26 protein-coding genes are annotated in these 14507 nt (G+C 54.1%); 24 read left to right on the top strand and 2 right to left on the bottom strand.

Annotated features, from left to right (window positions below; all coding sequences use genetic code 11):
• The first annotated feature begins 403 nt into the window (after positions 1-403).
• The 23 genes from rpsJ to BAQU_RS07730 all read left to right on the top strand — a co-directional run bounded on the left by rpsJ (position 404) and on the right by BAQU_RS07730 (position 12802).
• Positions 404-712: a 30S ribosomal protein S10 gene (gene rpsJ / locus BAQU_RS07840; protein WP_003827292.1), complete on the top strand. Its 309-nt coding sequence runs from the start codon at positions 404-406 to the stop codon at positions 710-712.
• A 16-nt stretch (positions 713-728) separates the two neighbouring features.
• On the top strand, positions 729-1382 hold the full coding sequence (rplC, locus tag BAQU_RS07835; RefSeq protein WP_094694464.1) for a 50S ribosomal protein L3: 654 nt from the start codon (positions 729-731) through the stop codon (positions 1380-1382).
• Positions 1383-1386: 4 nt separating this feature from the next.
• Positions 1387-2061, top strand: a complete 675-nt coding sequence (gene rplD / locus BAQU_RS07830) for a 50S ribosomal protein L4 (RefSeq protein ID WP_094694462.1) — start codon at positions 1387-1389, stop codon at positions 2059-2061.
• A gap of 5 nt (positions 2062-2066) precedes the next feature.
• A complete protein-coding gene (gene rplW, locus BAQU_RS07825; RefSeq protein ID WP_094694460.1) occupies positions 2067-2363 on the top strand; it encodes a 50S ribosomal protein L23 in 297 nt (98 codons plus the stop codon).
• Positions 2364-2397: 34 nt separating this feature from the next.
• Complete coding sequence (gene rplB / locus BAQU_RS07820) at positions 2398-3228, top strand: 50S ribosomal protein L2 (protein WP_094694458.1); 831 nt, start codon at positions 2398-2400, stop codon at positions 3226-3228.
• 15 nt (positions 3229-3243) lie between these two features.
• On the top strand, positions 3244-3522 hold the full coding sequence (gene rpsS / locus BAQU_RS07815) for a 30S ribosomal protein S19 (protein ID WP_094694456.1): 279 nt from the start codon (positions 3244-3246) through the stop codon (positions 3520-3522).
• A 21-nt stretch (positions 3523-3543) separates the two neighbouring features.
• Positions 3544-3903, top strand: coding sequence for a 50S ribosomal protein L22 (rplV, locus tag BAQU_RS07810; RefSeq protein WP_094694454.1), 360 nt, complete (start codon positions 3544-3546; stop codon positions 3901-3903).
• Complete coding sequence (rpsC, locus tag BAQU_RS07805; protein WP_094694452.1) at positions 3903-4730, top strand: 30S ribosomal protein S3; 828 nt, start codon at positions 3903-3905, stop codon at positions 4728-4730. Before rplV ends, rpsC begins: the two co-directional genes overlap by 1 nt.
• Positions 4731-4734: 4 nt before the next feature.
• Positions 4735-5154: a 50S ribosomal protein L16 gene (gene rplP, locus BAQU_RS07800; RefSeq protein ID WP_094694450.1), complete on the top strand. Its 420-nt coding sequence runs from the start codon at positions 4735-4737 to the stop codon at positions 5152-5154.
• The gene (gene rpmC / locus BAQU_RS07795; protein WP_094694448.1) at positions 5154-5420 is read left to right on the top strand and encodes a 50S ribosomal protein L29; all 267 of its coding nucleotides are present in this window, start codon (positions 5154-5156) and stop codon (positions 5418-5420) included. Before rplP ends, rpmC begins: the two co-directional genes overlap by 1 nt.
• A gap of 2 nt (positions 5421-5422) precedes the next feature.
• Positions 5423-5689, top strand: a complete 267-nt coding sequence (rpsQ, locus tag BAQU_RS07790) for a 30S ribosomal protein S17 (RefSeq protein WP_094694446.1) — start codon at positions 5423-5425, stop codon at positions 5687-5689.
• 81 nt (positions 5690-5770) lie between these two features.
• Positions 5771-6139 carry a 50S ribosomal protein L14 gene (gene rplN, locus BAQU_RS07785; RefSeq protein ID WP_094694444.1) on the top strand — a complete coding sequence of 123 codons (369 nt, stop codon included), beginning with the start codon at positions 5771-5773 and terminating at the stop codon, positions 6137-6139.
• Position 6140: 1 nt separating this feature from the next.
• Positions 6141-6476, top strand: a complete 336-nt coding sequence (gene rplX, locus BAQU_RS07780; RefSeq protein WP_094694442.1) for a 50S ribosomal protein L24 — start codon at positions 6141-6143, stop codon at positions 6474-6476.
• Positions 6473-7054: a 50S ribosomal protein L5 gene (gene rplE, locus BAQU_RS07775; RefSeq protein ID WP_094694441.1), complete on the top strand. Its 582-nt coding sequence runs from the start codon at positions 6473-6475 to the stop codon at positions 7052-7054. Before rplX ends, rplE begins: the two co-directional genes overlap by 4 nt.
• Before the next feature lies 1 nt (position 7055).
• The gene (locus BAQU_RS07770; protein WP_094694439.1) at positions 7056-7241 is read left to right on the top strand and encodes a type Z 30S ribosomal protein S14; all 186 of its coding nucleotides are present in this window, start codon (positions 7056-7058) and stop codon (positions 7239-7241) included.
• Positions 7242-7324: 83 nt separating this feature from the next.
• Positions 7325-7723 (top strand): 30S ribosomal protein S8, encoded by a 399-nt coding sequence (gene rpsH, locus BAQU_RS07765; RefSeq protein WP_094694437.1) that lies wholly within the window; start codon positions 7325-7327, stop codon positions 7721-7723.
• 17 nt (positions 7724-7740) lie between these two features.
• Positions 7741-8280: a 50S ribosomal protein L6 gene (gene rplF / locus BAQU_RS07760; protein ID WP_094694435.1), complete on the top strand. Its 540-nt coding sequence runs from the start codon at positions 7741-7743 to the stop codon at positions 8278-8280.
• Positions 8281-8282: 2 nt separating this feature from the next.
• Positions 8283-8654: a 50S ribosomal protein L18 gene (gene rplR, locus BAQU_RS07755; RefSeq protein ID WP_094694433.1), complete on the top strand. Its 372-nt coding sequence runs from the start codon at positions 8283-8285 to the stop codon at positions 8652-8654.
• Complete coding sequence (gene rpsE, locus BAQU_RS07750; RefSeq protein ID WP_094694431.1) at positions 8651-9427, top strand: 30S ribosomal protein S5; 777 nt, start codon at positions 8651-8653, stop codon at positions 9425-9427. The genes rplR and rpsE overlap by 4 nt, the downstream gene beginning before the upstream one ends.
• The gene (rpmD, locus tag BAQU_RS07745; protein ID WP_094694429.1) at positions 9427-9612 is read left to right on the top strand and encodes a 50S ribosomal protein L30; all 186 of its coding nucleotides are present in this window, start codon (positions 9427-9429) and stop codon (positions 9610-9612) included. Before rpsE ends, rpmD begins: the two co-directional genes overlap by 1 nt.
• Before the next feature lie 71 nt (positions 9613-9683).
• Complete coding sequence (gene rplO, locus BAQU_RS07740; protein WP_415447359.1) at positions 9684-10112, top strand: 50S ribosomal protein L15; 429 nt, start codon at positions 9684-9686, stop codon at positions 10110-10112.
• Positions 10113-10636: 524 nt separating this feature from the next.
• Positions 10637-11968 carry a preprotein translocase subunit SecY gene (gene secY / locus BAQU_RS07735; protein ID WP_094694425.1) on the top strand — a complete coding sequence of 444 codons (1332 nt, stop codon included), beginning with the start codon at positions 10637-10639 and terminating at the stop codon, positions 11966-11968.
• A 273-nt stretch (positions 11969-12241) separates the two neighbouring features.
• The gene (locus BAQU_RS07730) at positions 12242-12802 is read left to right on the top strand and encodes an adenylate kinase (protein WP_094694423.1); all 561 of its coding nucleotides are present in this window, start codon (positions 12242-12244) and stop codon (positions 12800-12802) included.
• A 352-nt stretch (positions 12803-13154) separates the two neighbouring features.
• Here the strand turns inward: BAQU_RS07730 and BAQU_RS07725 are convergent, their stop codons facing one another.
• Both BAQU_RS07725 and BAQU_RS07720 read right to left on the bottom strand, forming a co-directional pair.
• Positions 13155-13421 (bottom strand): ribbon-helix-helix protein, CopG family, encoded by a 267-nt coding sequence (locus BAQU_RS07725; RefSeq protein WP_094694421.1) that lies wholly within the window; start codon positions 13419-13421, stop codon positions 13155-13157.
• Entirely contained in the window at positions 13418-13699 is a 282-nt protein-coding gene (locus BAQU_RS07720) for a hypothetical protein (protein ID WP_094694419.1), read from the bottom strand. The genes BAQU_RS07725 and BAQU_RS07720 overlap by 4 nt, the downstream gene beginning before the upstream one ends.
• A 357-nt stretch (positions 13700-14056) precedes the next feature.
• Between BAQU_RS07720 and BAQU_RS07715 the strand changes: the two genes are divergently transcribed.
• Positions 14057-14494 (top strand): helix-turn-helix domain-containing protein, encoded by a 438-nt coding sequence (locus BAQU_RS07715; protein WP_094694417.1) that lies wholly within the window; start codon positions 14057-14059, stop codon positions 14492-14494.
• Positions 14495-14507 lie beyond the last annotated feature (13 nt).

Below are 14507 nucleotides of genomic sequence, written 5' to 3'. Positions count from 1 at the left end.
CCTCGACTACGCTCGGGATGACGAAGTGGGGTCGGGATGACGGTGATGTCTGGCTGGCGGGGTGGGCGGTTTCCTCGCTGATTATTGCGCTTCGCACAATCTTCGCAACCTTAGCGGTTGCTCACCTCGCCTATGAACAGCTCACCGGGCTGTTCGCTCGGCGGCTCGGCGACACGCCCGGTTTATGTCAGGGGCACCTTGTGCTTTAATAGAGCAGTTGCCTGTTTTGGGCTCGCACTTTGTAATTAAAAAAGCGAGCGTGGCACAACAGTCGCGAAAGCGGTTGTTGCATGGTCACGCATTGATGTGGTTTGGCTCGGCTGAGTTTGCCTCAGTTTGCCTGCCTTCAGTGCCCGTAGATAGGTTGTTAATCAGAATCAATCGCAAGAAAGGGCGGAAGGCAATGGCGGGACAGAAAATCCGCATCAGGCTTAAGTCCTATGACCATGAGGTCATCGACCAGTCGGCGAAGAAAATTGTCGAGACAGTGACGAATGCGGGTGCAACAGTTGTTGGCCCAGTTCCTCTGCCGACAGAGAAGAACGTATTCTGTGTCATCCGTTCTCCTCATAAATACAAGGATTCTCGTGAGCACTTTGAGATGCGCACACATAAGCGTCTCATCGATATCGTTGATCCCACACCTAAGGCTGTGGATTCATTGATGCATATCGACCTGCCCGCAGATGTCAATATCGAGATCAAGCTCTAGGGGGGAGGGAACCGTTATGACTGCACAGCAAGCACATCGCACTGCGCTACTTGGCAAGAAGCTAGGTATGTCGCAAGTCTGGGACGAGAACGGCTTCTTCGTTCCAGTGACTCTGGTGGACGTCTCCACCAATGTTGTCACCGCTGTCAAGACCGAAGCGTCTGACGGCTATCATGCCGTCCAGATCGGTTACGGACAGATCGACCCACTCAAGGTGACCAAGCCACTCGCTGGCCATTTTGCCAAGGCCGGTGTCACTCCTCGTCGCCACCTCGTTGAGGTTCGCACCGAGGACGCCGAAAACTACAAGCCAGGTCAGGAGCTGACCGTGGAACTGCTTCCCGAAGGCGCTCAGGTTGATGTCACAGGCACCAGCAAGGGCAAGGGCTTCGCAGGAACCATCAAGCGTTGGGGCTTCAAGTCCTATCGTCGTACCCACGGTTCACACAAAAACGAACGTCGTCCAGGTTCAGTTGGCGCATGCGCCACTCCAGGCCGCATTCTCAAGGGCAAGCACATGGCTGGCCGCATGGGCAATGAGACCGCAACGACGTTGAATCTGACAATCGTTTCCGCAGATTCAGCCAATGGAGTCATCGCCGTCAAGGGCGCTGTTCCAGGGCCAAAGGGCAGCATCGTTCTCGTTCGTTCCGCAGTGAAGGGAGCCTGAAATCATGGCTAACATTTCTCTGAACGTTACCGATGGTTCGGGCAAGACCACTTCTTCTGTGGAAGCACCCGAGGACCTGTTCGGAATTTCATCTGAAGATATTCAAAATCACATCCCACTGGTGCACCAGGTAGTCGTGGCCCAGCTTGCGGCTGCTCGTCAGGGCACGCATTCGGTCAAGACTCGCTCCACCGTTTCCGGTGGTGGTCGCAAGCCATGGAAGCAGAAGGGAACCGGTCGTGCTCGTCAGGGTTCGATTCGTTCTCCACAATGGGCTGGTGGCGCGATCGTCCACGGACCAGTGCCTCGTGATTATGCACAGCGCACTCCAAAGAAGATGAAAGCCGCAGCACTTCGCTACATGCTTTCTGATCGTGCAAATGCAGGTCGCGTGCATATTGTTGATTTCGGTATCTCTGATGCACCATCCACAAAGACTGCGAATGCAGTGCTGCTTCAAGTTGTCGAACAGCGTTTCACAACTGTGGTTCTGGCACGAGAGAATGTCAACGAATGGCTTTCCGTAAGGAACCTGCCAACCGTGCATGTCCTCTTCGCAGATCAGCTCAACACATACGACGTGGTCACCGCTCAGGATCTCGTTTTCAGCAAGGATGGCTTCGATGCCTTCATCGCTGCGAAAACCGGTTCCGAGACCGCGCTCGCCAAGGAGGCCTGATTCTCATGTCAGCAATTCACAAGCCACTGCATGATGTCATCATTAAGCCAGTTGTTTCCGAGAAGAGCTATGCGAATTCAGATCGTGGCCAATACACTTTCGTGGTTGCCCCGAATTCCAACAAGGTTCAGATCAAGCAAGCAATTGAGCAGATCTTCAATGTCAAGGTAACCAATGTCAATACCTTCAACCGTCGCGGCAAGACGCAGCGCACTCGCACCGGTTTCGGCCAGCGTGCAGGTCAAAAGCGCGCCATCGTTACCGTTGCTGAAGGTCAGACGATTGATATCTTCGGCAACTGAAGGCTAGCCGACAAAAGTTAGGAAGAACTACATTATGGCTATCCGCACATATAAGCCGACTACTGCGGGCCGTCGCAATGCGTCAGTTTCGGATTTTTCCGAGATCACGCGCTCGACGCCTGAGAAGTCGCTTCTGCGCAAACTCAGCAAGACTGGCGGTCGTAACTCATACGGCCGTATCACGAGCCGTCATCGTGGTGGCGGCCACAAGCGCCAGTATCGTCTCATCGATTTCAAGCGTTGGGACAAAGATGGCGTACCAGCAACTGTTGCGCATATCGAATACGATCCAAATCGTTCGGCTCGTATTGCTCTGTTGCATTTCGCTGATGGTGAGAAGCGCTATATTGTCGCTCCTGAAGGCATCAGCCAGGGCGACCGCATCGAGACCGGTGCCGAGGCCGATATCAAGCCTGGCAACAACCTGCCTCTGCGCAATATCCCAACAGGTACCGTTGTTCATGCAATCGAGCTTCGTCCACTTGGTGGAGCAAAGATTGCTCGTTCGGCAGGTGCTGCAGTTCAGCTGGTTGCTAAGGACGGTGCTTTCGCTCAGTTGCGTATGCCATCCGGAGAAATCAGAAACGTGGATGCACGTTGCCGCGCAACGATTGGTGAGGTCGGTAACTCCGATCATGCCAACCTTGAGTTGGGTAAGGCCGGTCGTGCACGTTGGGTAGGCAAGCGTCCTATCACACGTGGTGAATCAATGAATCCTGTAGACCATCCACATGGTGGTCGTACGCGCGGTGGCAAGCCGCCGGTTTCGCCTTGGGGCAAGGGTGAGGTTCGTACACGTCATCCTAAGAAGGCTTCGAACAAGATGATTGTTCGTCGTCGTACCAGTGGCAAGAACCGTAAGTAAGGGAGTGTCGAAAAGATGACTCGAAGCATCAAGAAGGGCCCATTCGTCGACGCCCACTTGCAGAAGAAAGTCGACGAGCAGAACGAAAAGGGTACGAAGAACGTTATCAAGACGTGGTCACGCAGGTCGATGATCACTCCTGATTTCATCGGACACACTTTCGCTGTTCACGATGGTCGTAAGCATGTTCCGGTGTTCGTCACCGAGGCAATGGTTGGCCACAAGCTCGGAGAATTTGCGCCAACCCGCACCTTCAAGGGGCATGTGAAGGACGACAAGAAAGTACGCCGCTGAGGCGAGGAAGAGTAGAGACACATGGAAGCTAAAGCAATCGCTCGTCACGTACGCGTGGCGCCGCGCAAGGCTCGCCGCATGGTCAACCTCATCCGAGGCAAGCAGGCGAGTGAGGCTGTGACCATTCTCAAATTCGCTCCACAGGATGCGGCGGTTCCCGTTCGCAAGGCCCTGGAGAGCGCGATTGCGAATGCCCGCGTCAAGGCCGATAAGGCCAACGAGGCGTTCCACGAGAACAATCTTGTGATCACTGAGACTTACGTTGATGAGGGCGTTACATTGAAGCGTTTCCGTGCACGTGCACAGGGCCGCGCAGCGCGCATCAACAAGAGGACCAGTCATATCACCGTGGTAGTGGCCGACAAGGAAGGAGCCCGATAATGGGACAGAAGATTAACCCGTTCGGGTATCGACTCGGCATTACCGAGGATCATCGCAGCAAGTGGTTCTCGGACTCCAACAAGTCCGGTGAACGTTACCGTGATTTCGTTCTCGAAGATGACAAGATTCGCAAGGTCATGAACAAGGACCTCGAGCGCGCAGGCGTGTCCCGCGTGATCATCGAGCGTACCCGTGACCGCGTTCGCGTCGATATCCACACCGCACGTCCAGGCATCGTCATTGGTCGTCGTGGTGCAGAGGCAGAGCGCGTTCGTGCAAAGATCGAGAAGCTGACCGGCAAACAGGTTCAGCTCAATATCTTCGAAGTCAAGAATGCAACGTTGGATGCTCAGCTTGTCGCTCAGGGCATTGCGGAACAGCTCACCAATCGTGTGACCTTCCGCCGTGCAATGCGCAAGGCACAGCAGGATGCCATGCGTGCAGGCGCCAAGGGTATCCGTATCAAGCTCTCCGGTCGTCTTGGTGGAGCTGAGATGAGCCGTTCGGAGTTCTATCGTGAAGGCCGCGTGCCTCTGCAGACTCTGCGTGCACTCATTGATTACGGATTCTTTGAAGCCCGTACGACCTATGGCCGCATTGGCGTCAAGGTTTGGATTTACAAGGGTGACATGACCGAACGTGAATTCGAAGAGCAGCAGGCTCAGCAGGGTGGTCGACAGGGCCGCCGTGGTGACCGCCGCCCACGTAGAGGCTCACGTCCGTCAGAAGGTCGCGGTCAGCAGACTCAGCAGAACGCTGCTCCGCAAGCCGCACCGGCTCAGCCGGCAGCAGCTGCCGCACCTGCGACAACAGAAGCAAAGGAGTGAGCTGATGCTTATCCCAAAGAGGACAAAATACCGCAAGCAGCAACGCCCGACTCGTCGGGGGATGTCCAAGGGCGGGAACGAAATCGCTTTCGGCGATTACGGAATCCAGGCTCTTGCTCCTGCCTATGTCACCAATCGTCAGATTGAAGCATCACGTATCGCCATGACCCGTTACATCAAGCGTGGCGGTCGTGTGTGGATCACGATCTTCCCTGATCGTCCACTCACCAAGCATGCACTCGGTGCCCGAATGGGTTCCGGCAAGGGTGTGCCTGAGTTCTGGATCGCTAACGTTCACCCAGGTCGCGTTATGTTCGAGATCGGTGGCGTTACCGAGGATGTCGCTCGCGAGGCTCTGCGCCGTGCAATCGACAAATTACCAATGAAATGCAGAATTATCGCTCGTGAAGGCGGTGACATCTGATGTCAGTCGGAACAGCTGAATACACAATCAAGACCCTCGGCGAGAAGACCAACACGGAAATTGAAGGCTTCCTCAAGAAGTCAAAGGAAGAGCTCTTCAACCTGCGCTTCCAGGCCGCAACCGGTCAGCTCGACAATCAGACCAGGATCAAGGCAGTCAAGCACGACATCGCAAGAATGTATACCATTCTTCGCGAACGCGAACTCGGCATCAGTCCTACCCCTGCTGAGGGTGACAACACCGCTAGTGAAGCTGAGGAGAAGTAAGCATGGCTGAAAAGCAAGAGCGTAACTTCCGCAAGGTTCGTCGTGGATACGTCGTGTCTGAAACCATGGACAAGACGATCACCGTCGAGCTCGAGCAGCGTTCGACCCACCCGCTGTATGGCAAGGTCGTGCGTTCCACTCGTAAGGTCAAGGTTCATGACGAGAAGAATGATGCTCACTTGGGTGATCTCGTGAGTATCATGGAAACTCGTCCACTGAGCAAGACCAAGCGTTGGCGTCTCGAATCAATCGTCGAGCGCGCTAAGTAAACAAGTTCGGCAAGGCTCCGTGCACACCGCCCGGGTTTCCAGGTGGTGTGCAGGGAGAACCAGCTCGGCTAAGGAGAATCAATGATTCAGCAGGAATCGCGGCTTCATGTCGCCGACAACACGGGTGCCAAGGAGATCTTGGCCATCCGAGTGCTCGGTGGATCGAAGCGACGCTATGCCGGCATCGGCGATGTTATCGTCGCCTCCGTTAAGGATGCCATTCCCGGAGGGTCGGTCAAGAAGGGCGAAGTGGTCAAGGCCGTTATCGTCCGTACAGTAAAGGAGCACCGTCGTCCAGATGGCTCCTACATCAAATTCGATGAGAATGCAGCTGTTATCCTCGGTTCAGGTCGTGAACCTCGTGGTACGCGTATTTTCGGACCGGTCGGTCGTGAGCTCCGTGACAGGCGCTTCATGAAGATCGTGTCTCTCGCACCGGAGGTGATCTGAGATGGTAGCGAAGATCAAAACAGGCGACCAAGTCAAGGTTATTCGTGGCAAGGATCGCGGCAAAGAGGGCAAGGTAACCCGTATCCTCAGCAATGACCGTCTCATTGTCGAGGGTGTGCAGATTGTCAAGAAGCATGTTCGTGCGACTCAGCAGGGTCAGCAGTCGGGCATTGTTTCGGTTGAAGCCCCAATCCATCGTTCAAACGTCATGGTTGTTGATCCCGAGACCAAGGCTCCCACCCGCGTGGGAATCAAGGTCACGGAAGAGGCACGTGACGGCAAGGTTAAGACTTTGCGCACACGCGTTGCAAAGAAGTCAGGAAAGGAGCTGGCATGAGCGAAGCAACATCTACTGCTGTAGAAGCACCTGCAGTTCCACGTCTCAAGAAGCAATACAACGAGGCCATCGTTCCTGAGCTCGAGAAGGAATTCAAGTATTCCAACCCGATGCGCGTTGCACGTCTCGAGAAGATCGTCGTCTCCATGGGGGTCGGAGCCGCAGCACGTGACTCGAAGCTCATCGAAGGCGCAATCAGGGATCTCACCGCAATCACCGGCCAGAAGCCCAAGGTCACCAAGGCAAAGAAGTCCGTCGCACAGTTCCATCTGCGTGAAGGTCAGGCCATTGGTGCGTATGTGACGCTTCGCGGCGATCGCATGTGGGAATTCCTCGATCGTCTGCTCACCCTGGCTCTGCCAAGAATCCGCGATTTCCGCGGTATCAGCGGCAAGCAGTTTGATGGCAACGGCAATTACAACTTTGGTCTCACAGAACAGTCGATGTTCCATGAGATTGATCCAGACGAGATTGATCACCAGCGTGGTATGGACATCACCGTTGTCACCACCACGAAGGTAGATGCGGAAGCTCGCGTGCTCCTGAAGCACCTTGGCTTCCCCTTCAAGGAGAACTGATATGGCAAAAACCGCTCTTAAGAACAAAGCGGCCGCAAAGCCCAAGTTCAAGGTGCGTGACTATACACGTTGCCAGGTTTGCGGTCGTCCCCACTCCGTCTATCGCAAATTCGGCCTGTGCCGCATCTGCCTTCGCGAGAAGGCCCACCGTGGTGAACTGCCCGGAGTTACGAAGTCCAGTTGGTAAACATCGACGCTGAAGGTCCGCGGCTCATCGGAATTCAATTCGGTGAGCGGCGGAAACCACGGCGAGGAAGGGCATAAGCCCACATGACAATGACAGATCCAATCGCAGACATGCTTACGCGTCTGCGCAATGCGAGTGCGGCAAAACACGAGACTGTTCAAATGCCGTATTCAAAATTCAAGGCGAATATCGCCCAGATTCTTCAGCGTGAAGGATTTATCTCAAATTATTCGGCACAAGAGGCAAAGGTTGGCCAGACTCTTGAGGTAACGCTCAAGTATGGCCCGACCGGAGAGCGCAGCCTTCAGGGCATCAAGCGCGTTTCCAAGCCTGGCCTTCGTCGTTATGCAAAGTCTGACTCACTGCCCATGCCATTGGGTGGACTCGGCATTGCAATCATTTCGACAAGTGCCGGATTGCTGACTCAAAAGGAATGCCTCGACCGGGGCATCGGCGGCGAAATTGTCGCCTACGTTTGGTGAGAAAGGAGAGCTAACTCATGGCATCACATATTGGTAAGCTCCCTATCGCCGTTCCGGCTGGCGTCGAAGTCGCGATCAAGGGACAGGAATTCACCGCTAAGGGCTCCAAGGGTTCCGATTCTTACACTATTCCTGAAGGTATTACAGGAAAGTTCGAAGATGGCACCATCACCTTGGAAGCCTCGGACGATCTGCGTCCAACCCGTGCAAACCACGGTTTGAGCCGCTCGATCATTGCTTCAATGGTTCAGGGTGTTCACGAGGGCTTCTCTAAGCACTTGATGATCATCGGAACCGGTTACCGCGTGGTCGCCAAGGGCAAGGGCCTCGAGTTCTTCCTTGGATACTCGCACACCATTACGGTCGATCCTCCGGAGGGCATCACTTTCGAGCTGCCCAACGCCAACGAGGTCATCGTGCATGGAACGGACAAGCAGACTGTTGGCCAGGTTGCTGCAAACATCCGCAAGCTCCGCGCTCCCGAACCTTACAAGGGCAAGGGAATCAAATATGATAACGAACACATCATTCGCAAGGCTGGAAAGGCTGGTAAGTAACCATGACAGTCAAGATTTTCGGTAAGGGTAAGAGCGTCGCTCGTATCCGCCGTCATGCCCGCCTGCGCAAGAGTGTGGTAGGAACGGCAACACGTCCACGTCTCGTCATCACCCGATCGAACCGCAACATGATCGCTCAGATCGTTGATGATTCCAAGGGCCTGACTCTGGTCAGCGAGTCCACACTGATGTCTGATTTCTCTGATTTCAAGGGGAACAAGACCGAGGCTGCCAAGAAGGTCGGCGAGTTGGTTGCGAAGAAGGCTCAGGAAAAAGGTATTTCTGAGGTTGTCTTCGACCGTGGCGGCAACAAGTATCATGGACGCGTCGCAGCTGTTGCAGACGGAGCCCGTGAGGGAGGTTTGGCACTGTGAGCGACAACCAGAATACAAAGGACACCAAGGTGGCTGACGAAACTCAGTCGGCACAGGGTGCTTCCACCAATGAAGGCCGCAGCGATAATCGCAATGACAACCGTAATGACGACCGCCGTGGTCGTCGTGGTGGTCGTGGCGAGGGACGCCGTGGAGAAGGCCGTCGTGGTCGCAAGGATCGTGACGACAACCGTGACGAACTGCTCGACCGCGTTGTTACCATCAACCGTGTTGCTAAGGTTCACAAGGGTGGTCGTACCTTCAGCTTTGCAGCTCTCGTAGTTGTTGGCGATGGCAAGGGCACCGTTGGCGTTGGCTATGGCAAGTCCCGTGAGGTTCCTGCTGCAATTGCCAAGGGTCAGCTTGATGCGAAGAAGAACATGTTCACTGTTCCACGTGTTCGTGGTACTGTGACTCATCCTGTTATCGGGCATGAGGCAGCTGGTACCGTGCTGCTTCGTCCAGCTGCTCCGGGAACCGGCGTTATTGCCGGCGGTCCGGTTCGTGCAGTCCTTGAGTGCGCCGGCATCACCGACATCCTGAGTAAGTCAATGGGATCCGCAACTGCCATCAACATGGTTCGTGCAACTGTTGCAGCTTTGCAGCAGCTTGAAGAGCCAGAAGAGATCGCGGCTCGCCGTGGTCTTACCGTTGAGCAGGTTGCTCCTGACGCACTGCTTCGTGCACGTGCAGAGGGCATTGCCGAGGCTCGCAAGGAGCGCGAAGAGGCCAAGGCCAAGGCTGCTGCTGCTGAGCAGAAAGATGGTGAGTGATGACTAAGCAAATCAAGATCACACTTGTCAAGGGCTTTGTCAACCAGACAGCTCGTCAGAAAAACAATGTTCTCTCGCTAGGTCTGCACAAGATCGGGCAGAGCGTTGTTCGTGAAGATACACCTGTGTATCGTGGCATGGCACACGCTGTTCGTCACCTGGTCACCGTTGAGGAGGTGGACTGATTATGGCATCTACAACTGAAGCAACAACTTCCACAGAAGATACCAAGTCGGGCGATCCAAGCATCATTCAGATGCATGATCTTCGTCCTGCAGAGGGTGCGAAGAAGAACAGAATCCGTGTAGGCCGTGGTGAAGGTTCAAAGGGTAAGACCTCTGGACGTGGCACCAAGGGCACCAAGGCTCGCTACCAGGTCCGTCCAGGATTTGAAGGTGGCCAGCTGCCTCTCTACATGCGTCTGCCGAAGCTCCGCGGTTTCAAGAACCCATTCAAGAAGCAGTTCCAGGTCGTCAATGTTGGCGCACTTGCTGAGCTCTTCCCGAAGGGTGGAGACATTACCGTCGAGGCACTCGTAGAAAAGGGCGCTGTGCGCTCAGGATACCCGGTGAAGGTTCTCGGCGATGGAGATATCTCCGCAGCCGTTACCATCAAGGGTGTCAAGGTTTCGGCTTCGGCCAAGACCAAGATTGAAACCGCTGGAGGTTCTGTTTCCGAAGACTGATACGTCATCGGGGATGAAAATTGTGGTGGTTCCTGACCCTCCCCTGCTTGGGGAGGGTCATTTTTGTAATCCCCCCGTCCCTCCGTCGTCCCTAGCGGCCCCCTTTTTCTGTCATCCCGAGCGAGCGATAGACCATTTTGTCATCCCGAGCGAGCGTAGCGAGTCGAGGGATCTCCGCTGTTGGTATCCCGCGGAATGAGATCCCTCGACTCCGCTACGCTCCGCTCGGGATGACATGAACACTAGTTTGGTGGCTGGCAGGAACACTAGTCCGTGATGATGGGCTTGTTCATGATGGTGGGTTTGCTCGGGATAACCGGAGGCTGCTCGGGCTGACGGATGCTTTGCTCGATATAATTCGGGCAGATGATATTCACGAATCGGCGTGAACCCATCCGTCAAAACGCGAAGGGTCATTTTATTATCATGTGTATGTGTGTTATTCAGAACTTTCGGCTAGACTCATACACTAGTGTGTCGGTGCATCATGCGCTGTGCGTTCAGAATGCTTTAGGAGGATCCAGGTGCGGACGCTAATTCAAGCTTTTAGGACGAAGGAGTTGAGGAATAAAATCCTCTTCGTCCTCGGAATCATTATCGTCTATCGCATAGGTTCGTTCATACCTACACCTGGCGTTGACTACAAGGTAGTGCAGCAGTGCATTACGTCGACTGGCAGCGAAGACTTCATCGGTCTTGTGAACCTCTTCTCGGGTGGCGCGCTCCTGCAGCTTTCCATCTTTGCGCTGGGCATCATGCCATACATCACCGCTTCCATCGTGGTTCAGCTGCTTCGTGTGGTCATTCCTCGATTCGAGGCGCTGCACAAAGAGGGGCAGTCCGGCGAGGCAAAGCTCACGCAGTACACCCGTTACATGACCATCGGTCTGGCAGTTCTGCAGTCGACCACGATTCTGGTCACTGCACGTTCTGGTGCGCTCTTCAATTATGCCTGCACCGGCCAGGTCATTCCTGACTCTTCACCATGGAACCTGATCGTCATGATTCTGATCATGACTGGTGGCACTGGTCTGATCATGTGGATGGCAGAGCTCATCACCGAGAAGGGCATCGGCAATGGTATGTCTGTGCTGATCTTCATGTCGATCTGCTCCGGCTTCCTTCCACAGCTCTGGGCCATCGGTTGGGGTACCACTGGCAAGAACGGCAATTGGACCAAGTTCGGCATCATCACTGGTGTGCTGATCGTTATCCTCGTATTCGTCGTCTATGTTGAACTTGCCCAGCGTCGCATTCCTGTGCAATACACGCGTCGCATGATCGGCCGCAAGCAATACGGTGGTTCATCAACCTATCTGCCATTGAAGATCAATATGTCTGGTGTTATTCCGCCAATCTTTGCATCTTCCATTCTCGCAATTCCAACGCTTATCGCTCAATTCGGCAACACGGAGCAGAGCTGGGTTTCGTGGATTAACACCAACCTTGCCAGCACAACCTCGGTATGGTACATCTGCCTCTATGCGTTGATGATTGTATTCTTCTGCTTCTTCTACACCTCGATCACCTTCAACCCCGACGAAACCGCAGACAACATGAAGGAATACGGTGGCTTCATCCCGGGTATTCGTGCAGGTCGAGCAACCAGCCAATATCTGAATTATGTTATGAATCGTCTGAATACGGTTGGTGCCGTATATTTGCTCTTCGTCGCCCTGATTCCTACGGTGCTGATCATGAGCCTGAAGCTTGGAACCAAGCTTCCATTCGGTGGCACCACGATTCTGATCATCGCGGGTGTCGGCTTGGATACGCTCCGTCAGGCTAAGGCTCAGACCGAGCAGTTCCAATATGCCGGATTCCTCTTCGAGGATACCGACCATAAGGAAGGCTGATCTTTCAATGCCCCGGCCATGGTTGCCGGGGCATTGTTGTATGAGTAGTCAGCGCATGTGGCTGTGATGCTCAGGTTGTGGATGTATCGGGTTATGCGCCTATGAGTCTGTGAACTTTGGTACTTGGCTCAACTGCTGATTGATTGTTTGCGTGGCAATACTGTTTGCGGCATTCTTGAATAATTGATTCATCATGGATTTAAACATCGGTGAACCACATATCATCGAAAATAACCGTTGAACTCAACATCGTTAAGAGAAAAGGTAAAAGCAATGAGATTACTGATCATGGGACCACAAGGCGTTGGCAAGGGCACACAGGCCGAACTGCTGAGCAAGTATTTCAACATTCCTGCCATCTCCACAGGCGATATTTTCCGCTACAACCTGAAGAATGAAACGCCGCTCGGACTCGAAGCCAAGGCATTCATTGACAAGGGGCTGCTTGTTCCCGATGAGCTCACCAACAAAATTGTGAAGGATCGCCTTGCCAAGGATGATGCGAAGAACGGCTGGGTCCTTGATGGATACCCGCGTAACGCGTCCCAGGTGGAAGCGCTTGACACAATTCTTGAAGAGCTAGGCACACCATTGGATCATGCCGTCGCGTTGAACGCCGATCGCCAGGTCTTGATTGAGCGTATGAAGAAGCGTGCCGAAATCGAGGGCCGCGCAGACGATACGCCTGAGATTATTGCCAAACGGCTCGATGTCTATGCCCATGAAACTGAGCCATTGCTGGCAATCTACAAAAAGCGTGGCGCTCTGGTCGAAGTCGACGGCGTTGGCGAGGTTGAAACCATCTCAAAGAACATCATTTCCGCTCTGAAGTAGCGAGATAGACCCCAATCCTGTCATCTCGAGCGAAGGCGCGTAGCGCCGTAGTCAGCCTGCCCTGAGCGAACGAAGTGAGTCGAGGGGAGGGATCTCACCCCATTGGGTGCCAAGTGCAAAGATCCCTCGGCTCCGCTGCGCTTCGCTCGGGATGACGTTGGGGAGAGTGGCGCTCGGGATGACGAAGAAGGTGCGCACGGGGGTGGCGCACGGTATTGATGCACGGGCTACGCTCCGCTCGGGATGACGGGAAGGATGTGTGCCCGCTCGGGATGACGGGGAAAGGCAGGTTCGAGATGACGTGGGGGGCTGATCCGCTCGGGGTGTGACGGGAGGGTGGCGCGCACCGACGTCAGACCGGCAGTGCTTGGTCAATGGTGCGGCGCAGGAATTGGGAGCGGGACTCGCCACGAGCTTTTGCGCTCCTGTCGATTTCCTCCACACGAGACTTGGGGATGCGGAACGAAATAGTCTCCAACTCTTCGTCGAACACTCTAGGGCGTCCCGGCTTGACGAGTCCGACATGACCCTTCCATGTGCCGTTCTCGTATTCCTCAGCCATGGAGTCGAGCTGCTGATCGGTCACGCCGAACATCCTGTTGATTTCCTCGCGGTTCATGCTTTCCTCCCTGCTGATTTCAATACATTCATGGTCTTCCTCGAAGGCGGTGTCATCGCATGATAGACAAGCCACTTCCCTTCACCATTGCGAACAGACACCATCTCCAGGAGCCTTCCCCGGCCATCTACTCCGACTGTGATCCACGAACCTGTACCGTTCATCCTGGGAGCGGAGAGCAGTGCGGATCTCCAAGCGGCAAGCACATCCTCCTCCTTGATCTCGGGATGTCGCTCGCGAACCCGTGGGTGGACTGCCAGGTCATTCTCCTCGTGCATGAAATCTTTCCACTTCTAATATTGTAATACATATATGTAATACATAATTAAGCTTCAGGCGATGTAACGCCAGCATCGCCGTCCATGGTGATAATCCTAGTGCACCTTGCTACCCCCGCGCTGCGCTCGGGATGGCGCAGCAAGCGGCTTACCGTGCTCGAAGTTCCAAATGTGGAACGCACCGTGAACACGCTGTAACCGTTCCTTTGATAAAGAGAGCATTTACCTTTTTTAGTAATAGGGTTACTGTATTATCTGTAATATGAAAAGGAAAAATATGGAATATCAGCTTACTCTTGTGTAAATAGATCCAGGTTATAAAAGAATCATCACAATTGTATAGAAAGGATGTTCGTTATGGAGGTCCTAGACAGAACTGATACATTAGAACTTCTCGTCGATAACGAGGCGATGGCGCGCAGTGTTTCCCAAGTGATGAATGATGTTGGGGACATACGTTCCGATCTTGCGCTGATGGCCAATGGGCGGACTGTTGAGCTCAATCACGAAGTATCGTTATTGATTCTTAATGTTCTTGAAGCGTTGGGCAAAGGTACGCGTGTGTCCATATCGACCACGCCCAAAGAGATATCGGCCAACACTGCTGCAGACATGTTGGGTATTTCTCGCCCAACATTTCTTAAATGGGCAAAGGAGCATGGTACATCGTTCAGAAGAGTCGGTAAGCAGAAGCGCTTTGAGACAAGCGATGTGCTGAAGTTACGAGATGTTCAACGTGCCAAAAAAGTTGCCGCCTTCGAGGCCCTGCGCAAAGAGCTCGACGCACTCGAATAAGTTCGAATAAGTA

Source organism: Bifidobacterium aquikefiri (genome assembly GCF_002259795.1).
In the GTDB taxonomy this organism is placed as follows: Bacteria; Actinomycetota; Actinomycetes; order Actinomycetales; family Bifidobacteriaceae; genus Bombiscardovia; species Bombiscardovia aquikefiri.
Note: the sequence above shows the minus strand (reverse complement) of the source record. Positions and strands in the feature narration are given on the sequence as shown.

Coding starts and splice junctions, on each gene's coding strand:
- rpsS (WP_094694456.1), top strand. CDS start 3,244: ATGACTCGAAGCATCAAGAAGGGCCCATTCGTCGACGCCCACTTGCAG.
- rpmD (WP_094694429.1), top strand. CDS start 9,427: ATGACTAAGCAAATCAAGATCACACTTGTCAAGGGCTTTGTCAACCAG.
- BAQU_RS07770 (WP_094694439.1), top strand. CDS start 7,056: ATGGCAAAAACCGCTCTTAAGAACAAAGCGGCCGCAAAGCCCAAGTTC.
- rplN (WP_094694444.1), top strand. CDS start 5,771: ATGATTCAGCAGGAATCGCGGCTTCATGTCGCCGACAACACGGGTGCC.
- rplF (WP_094694435.1), top strand. CDS start 7,741: ATGGCATCACATATTGGTAAGCTCCCTATCGCCGTTCCGGCTGGCGTC.
- rpsH (WP_094694437.1), top strand. CDS start 7,325: ATGACAATGACAGATCCAATCGCAGACATGCTTACGCGTCTGCGCAAT.
- rplR (WP_094694433.1), top strand. CDS start 8,283: ATGACAGTCAAGATTTTCGGTAAGGGTAAGAGCGTCGCTCGTATCCGC.
- rplB (WP_094694458.1), top strand. CDS start 2,398: ATGGCTATCCGCACATATAAGCCGACTACTGCGGGCCGTCGCAATGCG.
- BAQU_RS07720 (WP_094694419.1), bottom strand. CDS start 13,699: ATGCACGAGGAGAATGACCTGGCAGTCCACCCACGGGTTCGCGAGCGA.
- rpsJ (WP_003827292.1), top strand. CDS start 404: ATGGCGGGACAGAAAATCCGCATCAGGCTTAAGTCCTATGACCATGAG.
- BAQU_RS07715 (WP_094694417.1), top strand. CDS start 14,057: ATGGAGGTCCTAGACAGAACTGATACATTAGAACTTCTCGTCGATAAC.
- rplX (WP_094694442.1), top strand. CDS start 6,141: ATGGTAGCGAAGATCAAAACAGGCGACCAAGTCAAGGTTATTCGTGGC.
- BAQU_RS07730 (WP_094694423.1), top strand. CDS start 12,242: ATGAGATTACTGATCATGGGACCACAAGGCGTTGGCAAGGGCACACAG.
- rplD (WP_094694462.1), top strand. CDS start 1,387: ATGGCTAACATTTCTCTGAACGTTACCGATGGTTCGGGCAAGACCACT.
- rplE (WP_094694441.1), top strand. CDS start 6,473: ATGAGCGAAGCAACATCTACTGCTGTAGAAGCACCTGCAGTTCCACGT.
- rpmC (WP_094694448.1), top strand. CDS start 5,154: ATGTCAGTCGGAACAGCTGAATACACAATCAAGACCCTCGGCGAGAAG.
- rplV (WP_094694454.1), top strand. CDS start 3,544: ATGGAAGCTAAAGCAATCGCTCGTCACGTACGCGTGGCGCCGCGCAAG.
- rplP (WP_094694450.1), top strand. CDS start 4,735: ATGCTTATCCCAAAGAGGACAAAATACCGCAAGCAGCAACGCCCGACT.
- rplW (WP_094694460.1), top strand. CDS start 2,067: ATGTCAGCAATTCACAAGCCACTGCATGATGTCATCATTAAGCCAGTT.
- rplC (WP_094694464.1), top strand. CDS start 729: ATGACTGCACAGCAAGCACATCGCACTGCGCTACTTGGCAAGAAGCTA.
- rpsC (WP_094694452.1), top strand. CDS start 3,903: ATGGGACAGAAGATTAACCCGTTCGGGTATCGACTCGGCATTACCGAG.
- rplO (WP_415447359.1), top strand. CDS start 9,684: ATGCATGATCTTCGTCCTGCAGAGGGTGCGAAGAAGAACAGAATCCGT.
- BAQU_RS07725 (WP_094694421.1), bottom strand. CDS start 13,421: ATGAACCGCGAGGAAATCAACAGGATGTTCGGCGTGACCGATCAGCAG.
- rpsQ (WP_094694446.1), top strand. CDS start 5,423: ATGGCTGAAAAGCAAGAGCGTAACTTCCGCAAGGTTCGTCGTGGATAC.